This is a genomic window from Bartonella acomydis, assembly GCF_039543025.1.
Classification (GTDB): domain Bacteria; phylum Pseudomonadota; class Alphaproteobacteria; order Rhizobiales; family Rhizobiaceae; genus Bartonella; species Bartonella acomydis.
The window spans coordinates 1-17,875 of sequence record NZ_BAABIY010000097.1; the positions used below are offsets into that span (position 1 = coordinate 1).

General features: G+C 40.9%; 30 protein-coding genes. All 30 read left to right on the forward strand.

The genetic code is table 11. From position 1 onward, the window contains the following. Positions 1-110 (forward strand): EF-Tu C-terminal domain-related protein (locus ABD909_RS07985; RefSeq protein WP_482830035.1); only part of this gene is annotated, 110 nt, incomplete at its 5' end. Positions 111-177: 67 nt separating this feature from the next. Beyond that, entirely contained in the window at positions 178-486 is a 309-nt protein-coding gene (gene rpsJ, locus ABD909_RS07990; RefSeq protein ID WP_004855744.1) for a 30S ribosomal protein S10, read from the forward strand. Between the two features lie 27 nt (positions 487-513). After that, positions 514-1,254 carry a 50S ribosomal protein L3 gene (rplC, locus tag ABD909_RS07995; RefSeq protein ID WP_345097396.1) on the forward strand — a complete coding sequence of 247 codons (741 nt, stop codon included), beginning with the start codon at positions 514-516 and terminating at the stop codon, positions 1,252-1,254. Then, positions 1,254-1,874: a 50S ribosomal protein L4 gene (rplD, locus tag ABD909_RS08000; protein WP_345097397.1), complete on the forward strand. Its 621-nt coding sequence runs from the start codon at positions 1,254-1,256 to the stop codon at positions 1,872-1,874. The genes rplC and rplD overlap by 1 nt, the downstream gene beginning before the upstream one ends. Continuing rightward, a complete protein-coding gene (locus ABD909_RS08005; protein ID WP_345097398.1) occupies positions 1,871-2,164 on the forward strand; it encodes a 50S ribosomal protein L23 in 294 nt (97 codons plus the stop codon). The genes rplD and ABD909_RS08005 overlap by 4 nt, the downstream gene beginning before the upstream one ends. Before the next feature lie 21 nt (positions 2,165-2,185). Further along, entirely contained in the window at positions 2,186-3,019 is an 834-nt protein-coding gene (gene rplB, locus ABD909_RS08010) for a 50S ribosomal protein L2 (RefSeq protein WP_345097399.1), read from the forward strand. Positions 3,020-3,034: 15 nt separating this feature from the next. After that, a complete protein-coding gene (gene rpsS, locus ABD909_RS08015) occupies positions 3,035-3,313 on the forward strand; it encodes a 30S ribosomal protein S19 (RefSeq protein ID WP_004855734.1) in 279 nt (92 codons plus the stop codon). A 3-nt stretch (positions 3,314-3,316) separates the two neighbouring features. After that, the gene (gene rplV / locus ABD909_RS08020; protein WP_345097400.1) at positions 3,317-3,706 is read left to right on the forward strand and encodes a 50S ribosomal protein L22; all 390 of its coding nucleotides are present in this window, start codon (positions 3,317-3,319) and stop codon (positions 3,704-3,706) included. Next, complete coding sequence (gene rpsC / locus ABD909_RS08025; RefSeq protein ID WP_019218817.1) at positions 3,706-4,416, forward strand: 30S ribosomal protein S3; 711 nt, start codon at positions 3,706-3,708, stop codon at positions 4,414-4,416. Before rplV ends, rpsC begins: the two co-directional genes overlap by 1 nt. Before the next feature lie 36 nt (positions 4,417-4,452). Next, positions 4,453-4,866: a 50S ribosomal protein L16 gene (gene rplP, locus ABD909_RS08030; protein WP_345097401.1), complete on the forward strand. Its 414-nt coding sequence runs from the start codon at positions 4,453-4,455 to the stop codon at positions 4,864-4,866. A 12-nt stretch (positions 4,867-4,878) separates the two neighbouring features. Continuing rightward, positions 4,879-5,079: a 50S ribosomal protein L29 gene (gene rpmC, locus ABD909_RS08035; RefSeq protein ID WP_345097402.1), complete on the forward strand. Its 201-nt coding sequence runs from the start codon at positions 4,879-4,881 to the stop codon at positions 5,077-5,079. Positions 5,080-5,090: 11 nt separating this feature from the next. Further along, entirely contained in the window at positions 5,091-5,330 is a 240-nt protein-coding gene (gene rpsQ, locus ABD909_RS08040) for a 30S ribosomal protein S17 (RefSeq protein ID WP_345097403.1), read from the forward strand. Positions 5,331-5,476: 146 nt separating this feature from the next. Beyond that, positions 5,477-5,845, forward strand: coding sequence for a 50S ribosomal protein L14 (gene rplN / locus ABD909_RS08045; RefSeq protein WP_345097404.1), 369 nt, complete (start codon positions 5,477-5,479; stop codon positions 5,843-5,845). A gap of 12 nt (positions 5,846-5,857) precedes the next feature. After that, on the forward strand, positions 5,858-6,172 hold the full coding sequence (gene rplX, locus ABD909_RS08050) for a 50S ribosomal protein L24 (protein ID WP_345097405.1): 315 nt from the start codon (positions 5,858-5,860) through the stop codon (positions 6,170-6,172). After that, positions 6,165-6,722, forward strand: coding sequence for a 50S ribosomal protein L5 (rplE, locus tag ABD909_RS08055; RefSeq protein ID WP_345097406.1), 558 nt, complete (start codon positions 6,165-6,167; stop codon positions 6,720-6,722). The genes rplX and rplE overlap by 8 nt, the downstream gene beginning before the upstream one ends. A 24-nt stretch (positions 6,723-6,746) precedes the next feature. Then, positions 6,747-7,052: a 30S ribosomal protein S14 gene (gene rpsN, locus ABD909_RS08060; RefSeq protein ID WP_345097407.1), complete on the forward strand. Its 306-nt coding sequence runs from the start codon at positions 6,747-6,749 to the stop codon at positions 7,050-7,052. Positions 7,053-7,065: 13 nt separating this feature from the next. Beyond that, positions 7,066-7,464, forward strand: a complete 399-nt coding sequence (gene rpsH / locus ABD909_RS08065) for a 30S ribosomal protein S8 (RefSeq protein WP_345097408.1) — start codon at positions 7,066-7,068, stop codon at positions 7,462-7,464. A gap of 38 nt (positions 7,465-7,502) precedes the next feature. After that, positions 7,503-8,036 carry a 50S ribosomal protein L6 gene (gene rplF, locus ABD909_RS08070; RefSeq protein WP_345097409.1) on the forward strand — a complete coding sequence of 178 codons (534 nt, stop codon included), beginning with the start codon at positions 7,503-7,505 and terminating at the stop codon, positions 8,034-8,036. Between the two features lie 12 nt (positions 8,037-8,048). Beyond that, positions 8,049-8,411, forward strand: coding sequence for a 50S ribosomal protein L18 (gene rplR / locus ABD909_RS08075; protein ID WP_345097410.1), 363 nt, complete (start codon positions 8,049-8,051; stop codon positions 8,409-8,411). 114 nt (positions 8,412-8,525) lie between these two features. Beyond that, on the forward strand, positions 8,526-9,074 hold the full coding sequence (gene rpsE, locus ABD909_RS08080; protein WP_345097411.1) for a 30S ribosomal protein S5: 549 nt from the start codon (positions 8,526-8,528) through the stop codon (positions 9,072-9,074). A gap of 31 nt (positions 9,075-9,105) precedes the next feature. Beyond that, positions 9,106-9,312, forward strand: coding sequence for a 50S ribosomal protein L30 (gene rpmD, locus ABD909_RS08085; RefSeq protein WP_345097412.1), 207 nt, complete (start codon positions 9,106-9,108; stop codon positions 9,310-9,312). 20 nt (positions 9,313-9,332) lie between these two features. Beyond that, positions 9,333-9,800: a 50S ribosomal protein L15 gene (gene rplO, locus ABD909_RS08090; protein WP_345097413.1), complete on the forward strand. Its 468-nt coding sequence runs from the start codon at positions 9,333-9,335 to the stop codon at positions 9,798-9,800. 158 nt (positions 9,801-9,958) lie between these two features. Then, on the forward strand, positions 9,959-11,305 hold the full coding sequence (secY, locus tag ABD909_RS08095; protein WP_345097502.1) for a preprotein translocase subunit SecY: 1,347 nt from the start codon (positions 9,959-9,961) through the stop codon (positions 11,303-11,305). Continuing rightward, positions 11,302-11,880 (forward strand): adenylate kinase, encoded by a 579-nt coding sequence (locus ABD909_RS08100; RefSeq protein ID WP_345097415.1) that lies wholly within the window; start codon positions 11,302-11,304, stop codon positions 11,878-11,880. The genes secY and ABD909_RS08100 overlap by 4 nt, the downstream gene beginning before the upstream one ends. Positions 11,881-12,060: 180 nt before the next feature. Continuing rightward, positions 12,061-12,429 carry a 30S ribosomal protein S13 gene (gene rpsM / locus ABD909_RS08105; protein ID WP_345097416.1) on the forward strand — a complete coding sequence of 123 codons (369 nt, stop codon included), beginning with the start codon at positions 12,061-12,063 and terminating at the stop codon, positions 12,427-12,429. A 125-nt stretch (positions 12,430-12,554) separates the two neighbouring features. Continuing rightward, positions 12,555-12,944: a 30S ribosomal protein S11 gene (gene rpsK / locus ABD909_RS08110; protein WP_005865097.1), complete on the forward strand. Its 390-nt coding sequence runs from the start codon at positions 12,555-12,557 to the stop codon at positions 12,942-12,944. A 95-nt stretch (positions 12,945-13,039) separates the two neighbouring features. Further along, positions 13,040-14,053 carry a DNA-directed RNA polymerase subunit alpha gene (locus tag ABD909_RS08115; RefSeq protein ID WP_345097417.1) on the forward strand — a complete coding sequence of 338 codons (1,014 nt, stop codon included), beginning with the start codon at positions 13,040-13,042 and terminating at the stop codon, positions 14,051-14,053. Positions 14,054-14,071: 18 nt separating this feature from the next. Then, entirely contained in the window at positions 14,072-14,506 is a 435-nt protein-coding gene (rplQ, locus tag ABD909_RS08120) for a 50S ribosomal protein L17 (RefSeq protein ID WP_345097418.1), read from the forward strand. Between the two features lie 281 nt (positions 14,507-14,787). Then, positions 14,788-16,182, forward strand: coding sequence for a DegQ family serine endoprotease (locus tag ABD909_RS08125; protein WP_345097419.1), 1,395 nt, complete (start codon positions 14,788-14,790; stop codon positions 16,180-16,182). 8 nt (positions 16,183-16,190) lie between these two features. Beyond that, positions 16,191-17,510 (forward strand): replication-associated recombination protein A, encoded by a 1,320-nt coding sequence (locus tag ABD909_RS08130; protein WP_345097420.1) that lies wholly within the window; start codon positions 16,191-16,193, stop codon positions 17,508-17,510. The last annotated feature ends 365 nt before the right edge of the window (positions 17,511-17,875 follow it).

Consider the following 17,875-nt stretch of genomic DNA (forward strand, 5'->3'; position numbering starts at 1 on the left):
TGGATGTCTCTCTGATAGTTCCGATTGCTATGGAAGAAAAGCTACGCTTTGCTATTCGTGAAGGTGGTCGTACTGTTGGTGCCGGTATCGTTTCTAAGATCATTGAGTAAATAATGCTTATTGAAGGAGCGCCTTTGTTGTGGAAGGCGCTTTGCATGACAGGGAAAATAAAAGAGCATGAACAGTCAAAATATCCGCATTCGCTTGAAAGCGTTTGACCACAGAATTCTTGATGCATCGACGCGTGAGATCGTGTCGACTGCTAAGCGTACTGGTGCAAATGTCCGTGGTCCTATTCCGCTTCCAACGCGGATTGAGAAATTTACGGTCAATCGTGGACCGCACATCGATAAGAAGAGCCGTGAGCAGTTTGAAATGCGTACACATAAGCGTCTTCTTGATATTGTTGATCCAACACCGCAAACAGTTGATGCTCTTATGAAGCTTGATCTTTCTGCTGGTGTGGATGTAGAGATTAAGCTCTGAGGTTTGAGGACAGAAGGAACAGACCCGATGCGTTCAGGTGTAATAGCACAGAAGCTGGGCATGACCCGTATTTATAATGAAGATGGTGAACATGTGCCGGTAACAGTACTTCGTTTGGAGAATTGTCAGGTTGTGGCTCAGCGTACAGTTGAAAAGAATGGTTATACTGCTGTTCAATTAGGTGTAGGCTTTGCAAAGGTTAAAAATACTTCAAAAGCTCTTCGTGGGCATTTTGCTAAGGCTTCTGTTGAGCCAAAAGCTAAAATAGCAGAATTTCGTGTGAGTCCAGATAATCTTCTTGATGTTGGTACTGAGATTACAGTGGAACATTTTGTTCCAGGACAAAGAGTTGATGTAACGGGGACGAGTATTGGTAAAGGTTTTGCTGGTGTTATGAAGCGTCATAATTTTGGCGGACATCGTGCGTCACATGGTAACTCTATCACACATCGTGCACATGGTTCGACAGGGCAGTGTCAAGACCCAGGTAAAGTGTTTAAAGGTAAGAAAATGGCTGGTCATATGGGGCAGGTCCGTGTAACAACACAGAATATTGAGGTTATTTCTACAGATATTGAGCGTGGTTTGATTTTGGTGCGTGGAGCTGTTTCTGGTTGTAGAGGCGCTTGGATTTTGGTGCGAGATGCTGTAAAGAAGCCTCTTCCCGATAATGCGCCGAAGCCTGCTGGTATTCGTCGTCTTGCGAAGGAGAAAACGGAAATGGTTGCTCCAATGGTGGAAACCTCTGAAGTTGAGGGAGCCGAGTAATGGATCTTGTAATTAAAACCCTTGATGGGGATGAGGCTGGTAAGCTAGAGATTTCTGAGGCTATCTTTGGTCTTGTCCCACGTGAAGATATTTTACAACGTGTTGTTCGTTGGCAGCTGGCGCGTCGTCAACAGGGAACCCATCAATCACAAGGGCGCTCTGATGTATCACGAACAGGTGCAAAGATGTTTAAACAGAAAGGTACAGGGCGTGCTCGGCATTCATCTGCTCGTGCTCCGCAGTTTCGAGGAGGAGGTAAGGCGCATGGTCCGGTGGTTCGTAGTCATGCCCATGATCTTCCTAAAAAAATTCGTGCACTCGGATTGCGCCTTGCTTTGTCGGCTAAGTTAAAAGCAAAAGATATAATTATTGTTGATGAGATGCGTGTTCAGGATGTTAAAACCAAAGTGCTTGTTTCTTATTTTTCTAAGCTTGGGTTTGATAATGCTCTCTTAATCGATGGCAAAGAAATCGATATTCATTTTTCTCGGGCAGCATCTAATATTCCTAATATTGATATTTTACCAATTCAAGGGATTAATGTTTATGATATTTTGCGTCGCAGCAAACTTGTTTTATCAAAGGCAGCTGTCGAGGCTCTTGAGGAGCGTTTTAAATGACAGATCTTCGCCATTATGATATAATTATTAGTCCAGTTATTACTGAAAAGTCGACTATGATTTCTGAATATAATCAAGTTGCTTTTAATGTCGCGCCGAAAGCGACGAAGCCTGAAATTAAAGCTGCTGTTGAAGCGCTTTTTAGCGTTAAAGTACAAGCAGTTAACACGATAGTCCGTAAGGGTAAAGTGAAGCGTTTTAAAGGCATTGTTGGTCGGCAGAGTGATGTCAAGAAAGCGATCGTGACACTGGCTAGTGGTCAGTCTATCGACGTTTCTACAGGTCTTTAAAGAGGCTCGGAGATAAGGATAATGGCACTTAAGCAGTTTAATCCAACTACGCCAGGGCAGCGTCAGCTTGTTATTGTAGATCGTTCTTGTCTTTATAAGGGTAAGGCTGTAAAAACGCTGACTGAAGGTTTATCATCAAAAGGTGGGCGTAATAATCGTGGCCGTGTTACTGCTCGTTTTCAAGGTGGTGGTCATAAGCGTAGTTATAGATTTGTCGATTTTAAGCGTCTTAAGCGCGATGTTTCTGCAAAAGTTGAACGTTTGGAATATGATCCAAATCGTACTGCTTTCATTGCACTCATTCGCTATGAAGATGGGCAATTAAGTTATATTCTTGCTCCACAGCGTCTTGGTATTGGTGATTATATTATAGCTGGTTCGAATGTCGATGTTAAACCGGGTAATGCTATGCCGCTTGGTAATATGCCGGTTGGTACAATTATTCACAATGTTGAAATGAAACCTGGAAAAGGCGGTCAGATTGCACGTTCAGCTGGTACTTATGCGCAGTTGGTTGGACGTGATCAAGGAATGGCTATTCTTCGCCTTAATTCTGGAGAACAGCGTTTGGTGTCTAGTAGTTGTTTTGCAACTGTTGGTGCTGTTTCAAATCCTGATCATGGGAATATTAATGATGGTAAGGCTGGTCGGTCACGTTGGCGTGGTAAACGTCCACATGTTCGTGGTGTTGCTATGAACCCAGTTGATCATCCACATGGCGGTGGTGAAGGTCGTACATCAGGGGGGCGTCATCCAGTGTCTCCTTGGGGTAAGCCTACAAAGGGTAAGCGTACGCGCTCCAATAAAGCCACCGATAAGTTTATTATGCGTACGCGTCATCAGCGCAAGAAATGAGAAAGGTAGTCTGAAGTGGTTCGTTCAGTTTGGAAAGGTCCGTTTGTTGACGGCTATCTTCTTGGGAAAGCAGAAAAGGTCCGTGCGAGTGGGCGCAATGAAGTTATTAAAATATGGAGTCGTCGCTCTACTATTTTACCACAGTTTGTTGGTCTAACTTTTGGTGTTTACAACGGCAATAAGCATATTCCTGTTTCTGTTTCTGAAGAGATGGTTGGGCATAAGTTTGGTGAGTTTGCTCCCACTCGGACTTATTATGGGCATGGTGCAGATAAAAAAGCGAAGAGGAAATAGGTAATGGGAAAAGCTAAGGTTCCGCGCCAGCTTAAAGAAAATGAGGCAAAAGCGGTTGCTCGGACAATCCGTGTTAGTCCACAAAAGCTTAATTTAGTTGCTGCAATGATTCGCGGTAAGAGAGTTAATGTGGCGCTTGCTGATTTGACATTTTCACGTAAACGTATTGCTGGGACTGTGAAAAAAACTCTTGAATCAGCGATCGCAAATGCAGAGAATAACCACGATCTTGATATTGATTCGCTGGTTGTTGCAGAAGCCTATGTTGGTAAATCGGTGGTGATGAAGCGTTTTCATGTTCGCGGTCGTGGACGTGCTAGTCGAATTGAACGTCCGTTTTCGCATCTTACTATTATTGTTCGTGAAGTTACCGAAAAAGTGGAGGCCGCATAATGGGTCAAAAGATCAATCCAATAGGACTTCGTCTTGGAGTCAATCGGACTTGGGATTCCCGTTGGTATGCTGATAGTGGCGAATATGGGCGTCTTCTTCATGAAGATTTGAAGATTCGTCTGTATGTCTTGGAAGAATTGAAGCAGGCGGCTATTTCTAAAGTTGTCATTGAGCGTCCTCATAAAAAATGTCGTGTAACGATTCATTCTGCACGTCCTGGTTTGATTATTGGAAAAAAGGGTGCTGATATCGAAAAGCTTCGTCGTAAGCTCTCAGAAATGACCAATGCCGAGACTTCGCTGAATATTGTGGAGATTCGTAAGCCAGAAATTGATGCAACAATTATTGCGCAGTCAATTGCACAGCAGTTAGAGCGTCGTGTTGCTTTTCGTCGTGCCATGAAGCGTGCAGTTCAGTCAGCTATGCGTCTTGGGGCAGAAGGGATTCGTATTAACTGTTCTGGTCGTCTTGGTGGTGCTGAAATTGCGCGTATGGAATGGTATCGCGAAGGTCGTGTTCCACTTCATACCTTGCGTTCTGATGTTGATTACGGTACAGCAGAAGCTAAGACTGCTTATGGTATTTGTGGTGTTAAGGTTTGGGTCTTTAAAGGTGAGATTCTTGAGCATGATCCTATGGCTTCAGAACGTCGTGCTACAGAAGCTGATCATTCTGGTTCTTCATCGAATCGTCGCCGCGAAAATGCTTAGTTTTTGTGATTGAATAAAAGTTTGGAGTAGAGGACAATGTTGCAGCCAAAGCGCACAAAGTTCCGTAAACAGTTTAAGGGTCGTATTCACGGTGCTTCGAAGGGGGGTACAGATCTGAATTTCGGTACTTACGGTCTGAAAGCTGTTGAGCCGGAAAGAGTTACTGCACGCCAAATTGAAGCGGCGCGTCGTGCGATTACACGTTATATGAAACGTTCTGGTCGTGTATGGATTCGTATTTTTCCAGATCTTCCAGTAACATCTAAACCGACGGAAGTTCGTATGGGTAAGGGTAAAGGAAGTGTTGATTATTGGGCTGCACGTGTTGCGCCTGGGCGTGTCATGTTCGAACTTGATGGAGTTCCTGAGGATGTAGCGCGTGAAGCATTGAGACTCGGTGCTGCAAAGTTGCCTATTAAAACACGTTTCATCCAGCGGATTGCTGAATAAAGAGGTTAAGCGATGAGAGCCACAGAATTACGGGCGCAAACGCTCGACCAAATGAAAGATGAGTTGGCTAAGCTAAAGAAAGAGCAGTTTAATTTGCGCTTTCAAAAGGCTACAGGTCAATTGGAAAGGACTGCACGTGTTAAGCAAGTTCGTCGTGATATTGCGCGTGTTAAAACTGTTCTTCGTCAGAAGATAAACGAAAGTAAGGTTTAAGGAAATTAGAGATGCCTAAACGCATTTTGCAGGGTGTTGTCGTTAGTGACAAGAGTGATAAGACTGTGGTGGTGAAAGTGGAGCGTCGTTATTCTCATCCACTTCTCAAAAAGACCGTTCGGCAGTCTAAAAAATATAAGGCGCATGACGAAAACAACCAATTTAAGATTGGGGATCAAATTTCTATTCAGGAATCTAGACCAATTTCAAAAGATAAGCGTTGGATTGTTGTTAACGGCAGTACAGCGTAGTTCGTCAAGTTTATTGTTGTAAAGTTTAGCAGTGGTTTTATTCCCGTTGGTGGATTTGAAAGCAATAGCTTTATCGTTATTTGGCAGGCAAATCCGGATGTGTTAAGGGCACGACCGGGTGAAATGTTAAGAGAAGGTGGCCAGTCATGATTCAGATGCAAACAAACCTCTACGTTGCCGATAATTCTGGTGCTCGTCGTGTCATGTGCATCAAAGTGTTAGGCGGTTCAAAGCGAAAATATGCTTCGGTCGGTGACATTATTGTTGTTTCGGTCAAGGATGCTATTCCTCGTGGCCGTGTTAAAAAGGGTGATGTGATGAAAGCTGTGGTGGTTCGGACTGCTAAAGATATTCGTCGCGCAGACGGTAGTGTCATTCGTTTTGATAGCAATGCTGCCGTTTTGGTGGATAATAAAAAAGAGCCGATCGGTACACGTATCTTTGGACCAGTTCCCCGCGAACTTCGTGGTAGGAATCATATGAAGATTATCTCGCTCGCTCCTGAAGTGTTATAAGGAGTGAATGTTATGCAGAAGATCCGAAAAGGTGATAAAGTTGTTGTTTTATCCGGTAAGGATAAAGGATGTAGTGGTGAAGTCATTAAGGTGAGTCCAAAGGAGAATAAGGCTTTTGTTCGTGGTGTTAATATGATTAAACGTCATCAGCGCCAGACACAAAAGCAAGAAGCAGGAATTGTTTCTACAGAAGCTCCGATTCATTTATCTAATTTGGCGATTGCTGATCCTAAAGATGGTAAGCCTACGCGTGTGGGTTTTCGTATGAATGCAGATGGTAATAAGGTTCGTTTTGCCAAGCGTTCGGGAGAGTTGATTAATGGCTGAAGAAAAACAAACACCGCGTATGAAGGCGCATTATTTTGAGGTGGTTCGTAAAGTACTTCAAGATAAGTTTTCTTATAAAAATGCAATGCAAATTCCACGGGTTGACAAGATTGTAGTTAATATGGGTATTGGTGAGGCAACTGCTGATTCCAAAAAACCATCTTTTGCTGCTGAGGATTTGGCGCTGATAACAGGTCAGAAGGCTGTTGTTACGCGTGCGCGCAATTCTATTGCAACTTTTAAAGTTCGTGAAGGAATGCCTCTTGGGGCTAAAGTTACATTGCGTAAAGACCGTATGTTTGAGTTTTTAGATCGTCTTGTTACGATTGCGCTTCCGCGGGTTCGTGACTTTCGTGGTTTGAACCCAAAAAGCTTTGATGGTCGTGGCAATTTTGCTATGGGTATTAAAGAGCACATTGTGTTTCCAGAAATCAACTATGACAAAGTTGATCAAATTTGGGGCATGGATATTATCGTTTGTACGACAGCGAAAACGGATGATGAGGCACGTGAATTATTGCGCGCTTTTAATTTCCCGTTTCGTTCGTAACGGCAAACGTAGCGAGGTAAGATTATGGCCAAAGTAAGTGCCGTTGAAAAAAATAAGTATCGTGAGGTGATGGTAAAGCGTTATGCTGCACGTCGTGCGCGTTTGAAAGCCATTGTTATGGATCAGAAGATTTCTCTTGAAGAGCGTTTTAAAGCTTCTGTTCAGTTGGCAGAGCTACCACGTAATTCTGCTAAGGTTCGTGTTCGTAATCGTTGTGAAGTTTCAGGGCGTCCGCGGGCTTATTACCGTAAATTAAAAATGTCGCGGATTGCATTGCGTGAACTTGGTTCTATCGGACATATTCCGGGTATTGTTAAGTCTAGCTGGTGAGAGGAGAATTTCAATGTCTATGTCAGATCCTCTTGGTGATATGTTAACGCGTATTCGTAATGCACTCGGTCGTAAGAAAGGCAAAGTGGTTACGCCTGCTTCTAAACTTCGGGCACGCGTTCTTGATGTTCTTCAGTCTGAAGGTTATATTCGTGGATATAATCAAGTCGATTTAGGTGATGGAAAATCTGAAATTGAAATCGAGTTGAAATATTTTGAAGGGTTAGCTGCTATTCGTGATATTTCACGTGTTTCAAAACCTGGTCGTCGTGTATATGTTTCTGCTAAATCGCTTCCTCAAGTGGCAAATGGTCTCGGTATTTCTATTTTATCAACTCCTAAGGGAGTTATGGCAGACCATCAGGCACGTGAACAGAATGTTGGTGGAGAGCTCCTTTGTCGTGTTTTCTAAGTATGTTCAAGAAAACAGAAGAAAAGTAGGTTAGAACAATGTCTCGTATTGGAAAAAAGCCCATTTTAATTCCTTCTGGGGTTACTGCAACTGTTGAAGGTCAGCTGGTTAAAGCAAAAGGTCCAAAAGGTGAACTCAGTTACATTGTGAATGATGAAGTTTTGGTGAAATTGGAGAATAATTCTATATCAGTTTCTCCACGGGATCAATCAAAGGATGCTCGCTCTAAATGGGGGTTGTCGCGTTCAATGATTGAAAATATTTTTTGTGGTGTAAAAGATGGCTTTGAAAAGAGGTTAGAAATTAATGGGGTTGGTTATCGTGCTGCTTTGCAGGGTAAGGATGTGCAATTATCATTAGGTTTTTCCCATGATGTGGTTTATAAAGTACCATCGGGTGTTACTGTAACGGTTCCTAAGTCGACAGAGATTGTTATTTCCGGAATTGATAAGCAGCAAGTTGGGCAAGTCGCAGCAGAAATTCGCGAATATCGTAGACCTGAACCTTATAAGGGTAAAGGTGTTAAGCATGCAGATGAGCACATCTTCCGTAAAGAAGGTAAGAAGAAATAAGGATTTTGTATTATGGCTTCATCTAAGGACATTCTCCAGCGTCGTGCACGGCGCGTTCGTCGTAGAATTAAGGCGGTTTCTAGTGATCGTCCGCGGCTTAGCGTTTACCGTTCAAATCAGAATATTTATGCTCAAATTATTGATGATTTGCGGGGGAGTACGCTTGTTTCAGCATCTACCCTTGAGAGTGATTTAAGAAAATCATTAAAAAGTGGTGCTGATAAAGAAGCAGCTTTAGCTGTTGGTAAGTTAATTGCTGAACGTGCAAAAAGAGCTGGTGTTAATGAGGTGGTTTTTGATCGTGGGGCATATGTTTACCATGGTAGAGTAAAGGCTTTGGCCGAAGCTGCTCGTGAGGGTGGTTTGAACTTCTAAAGTGCCCTGTTTAGGAATTTGAATAAGGGAACTTTAGATCTTTTCGTGTAAGTTTCTCTAGTTTTATGGTGAAACTTTATTGGCGTGCTTCCGGAAAAGAAAAAGGAATGAGGAATGGCACAAAAAGAACGTAGTGAACGAGATGAACGTGATAGTGAGTTTGTCGATAGGCTTGTTCATATCAATCGTGTTGCTAAAGTTGTTAAGGGTGGTCGGCGTTTTGGTTTTGCTGCTCTTGTTGTTGTTGGAGATCAAAAAGGTCGTGTGGGCTTTGGTCATGGTAAAGCACGTGAAGTGCCAGAGGCTGTTCGTAAGGCTACAGAAGCTGCAAAGCGTGCAATGATTTATGTTCCACTTCGGTCTGGACGTACATTGCATCATGATCTTGAAGGTCGTCATGGGGCTGGTCGAGTTTTATTGCGTTCAGCTTCTGCTGGTACAGGTATTATTGCCGGTGGACCAATGCGTGCAATTTTTGAAACTCTCGGAATGCAGGATGTTGTTGCAAAATCATTAGGGTCTTCCAATCCTTATAACATGGTGCGTGCAACGTTTGATGCGTTAAAACGTCAAATGCATCCTAGGGATATTGCTGCTCAGCGTGGTATAAAATACTCAACTTTGCAGGCGCGTCGTCGGCATTTAGTTGATGCAGAAGGATAGTTTCTGAGATTGTCAGAAAAGGAATTTAAAAATGGTTCAGAAAAAATCTCAGAGTGGTAAAACTGTGACGGTAGAGCAAATTGGAAGTCCGATTCGGAACTCACAGATTCAGCGTGCAACTTTGATAGGACTTGGATTAAATAAAATGCGTAGGCGGCGTGTTTTAGAAGATACACTTTGTGTGCGCGGTATGATTGCGAAGGTTCGCCATCTTGTTCGCGTTATAGATGAAGATTAAAGGTTGCGGGAGTATAAAATATGAAACTCAATGAACTACGTGATCGCGAAGGCGCAACAAGAAATTATAAACGTGTTGGGCGTGGTATAGGTTCTGGTATTGGTAAAACTGGTGGTCGTGGTGTCAAAGGACAAAGATCGCGTTCGGGTGTTTCGCTTAATGGTTTTGAAGGTGGGCAAATGCCTATCTATCGTCGTTTGCCAAAACGTGGATTTAGGAACGTTTTTTCCAAGACTTATAATGAAGTTTCGCTGGCACGTATTCAGTTAGCAGTTGATGCCGGTAAGTTGAATATTGAAAAGCCTGTTGATATTATTGCTCTGAAAGAAGCTGCTATTATTCGCCGTGCGAGAGATGGAGTGCGTCTTCTTTCTGATGGTGAATTAAAAGCTAAGATTATAGTTCATGTTTCAGGCGCTTCAAAAGCTGCTCGTATGAAGATTGAAAAAGCAGGAGGACAGGTTATTTTTTCTGAAGCTGTTCGATAAGTTTTTTTGATATAAATGATATTTTAAGGGAGATCATTTAAAGATATCTTTTATAGAGGGTTATTTGCGTTTTTTATCTCTTTATGTATAACGGTATGAGTTTTTAAAGTTGTATTTCTTGTAATTTTTAGAACTGGAGTGTGAACTGGAGACGTTTTATGGCATCAGCGGCAGAGCAATTTGCTTCTAATATAAATTTTGGTACTTTTTCACGTGCGACCGAATTAAAAAAACGCATTTGGTTTACTCTAGCTGCGCTTCTTGTCTATCGTTTTGGTACTTATATCTCTCTTCCTGGTATTAATATTGATTCTCTGCGGCAAACATTTGAACATCATGCATCTGGTGTTTTGGGATTATTTAATATGTTTGCTGGAGGTGCTGTGGGGCGTATGGCAATTTTTGCATTGGGAATTATGCCTTATATATCGGCATCAATTATTGTGCAATTGCTCACTTCCGTTATTCCTTCGTTGGAAACTCTTAAAAAAGAGGGTGAGCTAGGTCGTAAGGTTATTAATCAGTATACCCGATATGTAACAGTCGTGTTGGCTATTCTTCAAGCCTTTGGTATTGCGGTTGCGCTTGAAACTGGTATAGGAACAGGGCTTCAGATTGTTATAGAACCAGGGCTTATGTTCCGTATTTCTTCTGTGATTACACTTGTCGGTGGAACGATGTTTCTCATGTGGCTTGGAGAGCAAATTACTTCGCGTGGTGTTGGTAATGGTGTCTCTCTTATTATTTTTACAGGAATTGTAGCTAATCTTCCTTCCACTTTTGCTCAGCTTTTAACTGCTCATAGTCAAGCCGATTTATCGACCTTTTTATTGATAACTATTGTTTTTATTGCGGTTTTTGTTATAGCTGTTATTGTTTTTGTAGAACGTGCGCAGCGAAGAATTCTTATTCAGTACCCAAAACGTCAAGTAGGAAATCAGATGTTTCAGGGTGATATGTCACATCTTCCTTTAAAGTTGAATACGGCTGGTGTTATTCCGCCGATTTTTGCTTCATCTTTATTGTTATTGCCTGCAACTATTAATAATTTTTCTGACAAAATGCCCCACTGGATGCAATCCATTTCTTATTCCCTTAGTCATGGGCAGCCACTTTATATGATTGTTTATGCGTTTTTAATGGCGTTTTTTTGCTTTTTTTATACGGCTATTGTTTTTAACCCAAGTGATACGGCAGATCAGTTAAAAAAGCATTCTGGTTTTATTCCGGGTATTCGTCCTGGTGAACGTACTGCTGAATATATTGATTATGTTTTAACACGCATTACTGTCGTGGGAGCAATTTATATTGTTTTGGTTTGTTTGCTTCCTGAATTTATGGTATCCGCTTTGCAGGTTCCTTTCTATCTTGGGGGGACGTCTTTGTTGATTGTTGTTACGGTTACACTTGATACAGTTGCTCAAATTCAAGGACATCTTATTGCACACCAATATGAAGGATTGATTAAAAAGTCAAAACTTCGTGGAGGTAAAAGGAATCGATGAGAATTATTCTTTTAGGAGCTCCTGGAGCTGGGAAAGGTACACAAGCTAAAATGTTAACTGAGATATATAATATTCCTCAGTTATCAACAGGTGATATGTTACGTGAAGTTATCTCCAGAGAGACAGAAATTGGGAAACAAGCTAAAGCTATTATGAGCTCTGGTGCTTTGGTGTCTGATAGTATTGTTAATCAAATCGTATCGGATCGTATTGACGAAAATGATTGTGTCAACGGTTTTATTTTGGATGGCTATCCACGGACTGTGGGGCAGGCAGAAGTGTTACAACAGATTCTACAGTCGAAAAATATGCAGCTTGATGCTGTTATTGAGCTGAGTGTTGATGAAAATGCCTTGATTGAGCGTATGAACAGACGCGTTGAGGAAACGATAGCTACAGGAGGACAGGTTCGTGCAGACGATAATCCGACTGCTTTTGTGAAACGATTGATAGAATATCGTGAGAAAACAATTCCTTTATCGAAATTTTATTCAGAAAGAGGGTTATTGAAGGTGGTTGATGGAATGATGGATATTGTTGAAGTTTCACGTGTGATCAAGGATTTTTTTCAATAAGAAAATTTTTTAGAAATAAATGAAAACTCTTGACTTTGTGAGTAAAATCTATCAAAAGCAAATTTAATTTATTTCAGTAAAATAATTAAATTCGGGGTATTTCTATGCCGGATTATTTTTTTCTGTAAGATATACCGGGTATTTTATGATTAATTGTCAACAGAATTAAGGAGAGTATGCGTGGCTCGTATTGCTGGCGTCAATATCCCGACAAATAAGCGTGTAATTGTTGCGCTTCAATATATTCACGGGATTGGACCAAAATTTGCTCAAGAAATTACTAAAAAGGTTGGCATTCCTTTAGGGCGTCGTGTGCATGAGCTTTCGGATGCGGAAGTATTGCAAATTCGTGAAGCGATAGATCAAGGCTATCAAGTTGAGGGAGATCTTCGCCGTGAGGTTGCCATGAATGTTAAGCGCTTGATGGATCTTGGTTGTTACCGTGGTTTGCGTCATCGTCGTTCTTTGCCTGTTCGTGGGCAACGTACGCATACAAATGCACGTACCCGTAAGGGACCAGCTAAAGCAATTGCTGGTAAGAAAAAATAAAATTTTTTATTTAGAATAAAGAATTTTGTTTTTTATGTTGTGTTTTTTGTTAATTTTTTTAACAAGAGCAAAGAGGGTGGAGCTGCTGGTATTACGGCAGTGAAGAGATCGTTGAAAGGAAGATCATGGCCAAGGAAGCCACGCGTGTTCGCCGTCGCGAGCGTAAAAATATTTCATCAGGTGTTGTGCATATCAATTCAACATTTAACAATACAATGATTACAATCACGGATGCTCAAGGAAATACAATCGCTTGGTCATCTGCTGGGGCTCAAGGATTTAAAGGATCTCGGAAGTCTACGCCTTTTGCTGCTCAGGTTGCTGCAGAGGATTGTGCTAGAAAAGCGCAAGAACATGGTATGCGTTCGTTAGAAGTTGAGGTTTGTGGTCCTGGATCAGGTCGTGAATCTGCTTTGCGTGCATTGCAATCTGTTGGTTTTGTCATTACTTCTATCCGTGATGTAACACCAATTCCTCATAATGGATGTCGTCCGCGAAAAAGGCGGCGTGTTTGATTGGGTATTGTTTTATTATTGTCAGAGGCTTCTCTGATGTTCACATTAGCCGTTACGATTGAATGGTAGCGGAAGTAAAGAACGGGAATAAAAATATGATCCAGAAAAACTGGCAGGAACTGATTAAACCCAATAAGGTTGAGTTTTGTGCACATGATAATCCGAATGTTTTGAGTGTAATAGCTGAACCTCTTGAGCGTGGTTTTGGTTTAACATTGGGTAATGCTCTTCGTCGTGTGTTGTTGTCATCACTTCGTGGCGCTGCAATTACTGCGGTGCAGATTGATGGTGTGTTGCACGAATTTTCATCAATTCCAGGAGTTCGTGAAGATGTTACAGATATTATTCTTAATATCAAAGAAATTGCGCTTCGTATGGAAGATGAGGGCCCTAAGCGGGTTGTTATTTCTAAAGAGGGCCCTGGTGTTGTGAGAGCTGGAGATATCAATACTGTTGGAGATATGGAGATTCTCAATCCAGAGCATATTATCTGTACTCTTGATGAAGATGCTGAGATTCGTATGGAATTTATAGTCAATACAGGAAAGGGTTATGTTCCATCTGATCGCAATTGTGTTGATGATGGACGCATAGGTCTTATCCCGGTTGATAGTCTTTATTCACCAATTCGTAAAGTCTCTTATAAGGTGGAAAATACTCGTGAGGGGCAAGTTCTGGATTATGATAAATTAACTCTTACAGTTGAGACCAATGGTGCTGTTAATGGAGAGGATGCTGTTGCTTTTGCAGCGCGTATTCTTCAAGATCAATTGTCGTTGTTTGTTAATTTTGAAGAACCTCAGAAAGAAACTATTGAAGAGCCTGATTCAGAGCTTGCTTTTAATCCTGCGCTTCTTAAAAAAGTGGATGAGTTAGAACTTTCAGTTCGTTCAGCAAATTGTCTTAAGAATGATAATATTGTTTATATTGGTGATCTTATCCAGAAGACAGAAGCTGAAATGCTTCGAACACCAAACTTTGGGCGCAAGTCTTTAAATGAGATTAAGGAAGTTTTGGCATGTATGGGATTGCATCTTGGTATGGAAGTTTCTGCATGGCCACCTGAGAACATTGATGATCTTGCGAAACGTTATGAAGATCAGTATTAAAATTTAAGGAGAAGGTTTATGCGCCATAGTAAGTCAGGCCGTAAATTGAATCGCACTGCGAGTCACCGTAAAGCGATGTTTGCTAATATGGCGGTTTCGCTGATTGAGCATGAGCAAATTGTGACAACGCTTCCAAAGGCTAAAGAAATTCGTCCTATCGTTGAAAAATTAGTTACACTTGGTAAGCGTGGAGGTTTGCACGCGCGTCGACAAGCAATTTCGGCACTTCGTGATGTGGGAAAAGTTACAAAATTGTTTGATACACTTGCCCCGCGTTATGCATCGCGCAATGGTGGGTATTTGCGTATTATGAAAGCGGGGTTTCGTACCGGTGATAATGCTCCTATGGCTGTGATAGAGTTTGTTGATCGTGATGTTGAGGCAAAGGGTGCTGTGGATCGTTTGCGTGCAGAGGATGTTGCAAATCAAAAAGAGGCTTCTTCATATAAATAAGGCGTTTTCTTTCCGTTGAATTTTAAAAAGCTGCCTTTCTACGGTGGCTTTTTTTGTGAACACTTTGTTATTTTTCTCTCTCAAAGGATTAATCTAAAGAGATGATTATAGAATGTTGAATTGTTTAATTTTTATAATATTTATATCTAGAATAGGTTGTTTTTCTTCTTCATTATAAATATTAGTAATCAATATTAATAGAAATCCTAAACTTATGGAGGATGAGAGAACTTCTTATTCTATTAATATTAAAAAGTGGATTATTTTTTTAGGAGTGCGTGATGAGGTTTTCTTTTTTGATGGGGCTTTTTTTTGCTATTATGCTACAAATATCGTTTCATAGTGCATATGCTCAAATTCCGCAAACACAAAAAGAAATTACTCTTTCATTTGCTCCTTTAGTTAAAAAGACTATTCCATCTGTTGTCAATATTTATGCGGCTCGACAAATCAGGACACGTTCACCTTTTGCTGGTGATCCATTTTTTGAGCAATTTTTTAGTCGGTTTCAAAATAATTTGCCGGTACGTAAACAATCTTCATTAGGATCTGGAGTGATTGTTGATGCGCGTGGTTTAATCGTTACAAATTACCATGTCATTAAAGATGCAAATAAAATTAAAGTTGCTCTTTCTGATGGGCGGGAATTTGAAAGTAAGATTATGTTAAAGGACGAAGCAACGGATATTGCGGTGCTTGAAATTGATGCAAAAGGTGCTCAGTTTCCCGTTCTTTCTTTGGGAGATTCTGATGCAGTTGAAGTTGGTGATCTTGTTTTAGCAATAGGTAATCCTTTTGGTGTTGGTCAAACTGTTACAAGTGGTATTGTTTCAGCGCAAGCGCGTACACGTGTTGGTATTTCTGATTTTGACTTTTTTATTCAAACAGATGCAGCCATTAATCCTGGGAATTCTGGTGGCGCTTTAATTGATATGAAAGGGCAGTTAATTGGGATTAATACGGCTATTTATTCGCGTTCAGGGGGCTCTGTAGGAATTGGTTTTGCCATTCCAGCAAATCTTGTAAAAGTAATGCTTGATACGGTCAGGCGTGGCGGGAAGTATTTTATACCACCTTATATTGGTGCATCTTTTCAAAATGTTACGCCTGATATTGCTGGTGGTTTAGGTCTAGAGCATCCTTATGGCGCTCTCGTCGTTGAAATTGCCAAAGATAGTCCTGCTGCAAAGGCTGGTTTGAAAGTAGGCGATGTCATTTTGAGTGTGCAAGGGGTGCGCGTTGAGAGCCCAGATGGCCTTGGATATCGTTTGATGACATCTGGCGTTGGGCGCAGCCTTGTTTTAGAATATTTACGAAGTGGAAAAATTTTAAATACACAAATAACTGTTTCATCAATACCAGCATCTGCATTTTCAAAATCTGAAAAGATTACGGGTGATGGGCCTCTTTCTGGTGCTGAAGTATTAGATTTAACACCACAAAATAGTCGGCATTTTCACCTTCCTATATCAGTAAAAGGTGTTGTGATTACTAATCTTGATGAGGCGAGCAATGCTGCTGGAATTTTTCGTCCAGGAGATATTTTGCGTGTTGTTAATGGACATCATATTCAAACGGTGAGTCAGTTAAAGAAAATTCTTGGGCAAAATCGCCCCAATATGTGGCAATTGGAGTATGAACGTGATGGAATGTATATCCGCCAGTTTATTCGTTGAGGTTTTTTTTGAATAAAGATTTTTTTACTTTGTCTTCTGATCTTCAGATTCATAAAAATCGCCCGCTTGCAGAAAAAATGCGTCCTCGTTCTCTTAATGATGTCATAGGACAAAATCATTTGCTGGGAGAAAAGGGGATAGTTTCACGTATGCTGGCAACGAGCTCTATGAATTCAATGATTTTTTGGGGGCCTCCAGGGACAGGAAAAACAACGGTTGCGCGTTTATTAGCGCTTGAAACAAATTTTGCTTTTGAACAAGTTTCTGCTATTTTTACAGGGGTTTCTGAGCTTAAAAAAATTTTTGAAGTTGCTCAGGCACGTTTTATGTCTGGATGTCAAACTCTTCTCTTTGTTGATGAAATTCATCGGTTCAATCGTGCGCAGCAGGATAGTTTTCTTCCCGTTATGGAAGATGGTACTATCATTCTTATAGGAGCAACAACGGAAAATCCTTCTTTTGAACTTAATGCGGCTCTTCTTTCTCGTGCTCGTGTTTTGCCGTTTCTTTCCCATGATAATGAAAGTCTGAGCATTCTTTTAAAACGTGCTGAGGAAATGCAAGGAAAACGTCTTCCTGTGAGTGATGAGGCGAGGGATGTTTTAATAGAAATGTCTGATGGTGATGCACGGGCAGCGTTAACATTGGCAGAAGAAGTTTGGTGTGTTGCACGAGAGGGGGAAATATTTGATACTGTTACTTTGCAAGAAATTATTCAGCGTCGTGCACCGATTTATGATAAGGGGCAAGAGGGACATTATAATCTTATTTCGGCATTGCATAAATCGGTTCGTGGTTCTGATCCTGATGCTGCACTTTATTATTTAGCGCGTATGTTTGATGCCGGTGAAGATCCTCTCTATATTGGGAGAAGATTGGTGCGTATGGCTGTTGAAGATGTTGGTTTGGCAGATCCACAAGCTCTTGTTATTTGTAATGCAGCAAAAGATGCTTACGATTATTTAGGCTCTCCAGAGGGAGAACTCGCTTTGGCGCAAGCATGTCTTTATGTTGCAACTGCACCGAAATCAAATGCAACATATCTTGCCTATAAAGCAGCTATGCATTGTGCACGCAAAAACGGTTCTTTGCCTCCTCCTCGGTACATTCTTAATGCGCCTACAAAATTTATGAAGGAAGAAGGGTATGGGTATGGCTATCGTTATGACCATGATGAACCAGATGCTTTTTCAGGGCAGGAATATTTTCCTGAAAAACTAGGGCGTCAGAGCTATTATCAACCCGTTGAGCGTGGTTTTGAACGGGAAATTGCAAAACGTCTTGAGTGGTGGCAGCAATTGCGCAAAAAACGAGCCAATCAAAAATGAACTTTTCATTGAGATAAGTTTGTTATTGGTTCTGATTAATTGTTCATGCGTAATGTGATTGTAATTCTTTTAACAGTTTCGGCTACGCTTTAAATGCTTTTTATTTTTTATAGAGAGAAAAGTTTTCTTTTTGCTATAAAAATTTATATATGTTTAAAGTACAGATTTAAGAAATACTTTCTCTCGCCTTCATTTATAGATTGTCTTGTATTTATGATTTTTGTTATGTGTGAGGTATAGCAATTTTGATGAAACATGCGTTTTAGGTTTATCAAGAACGAGAAATTAATGATGAGATATGTTTTTTTAAATGTTTTAAAAAATATAAGAAAGTTTGCTTTTTAGAGAAGCGTGTTGAAATTTAA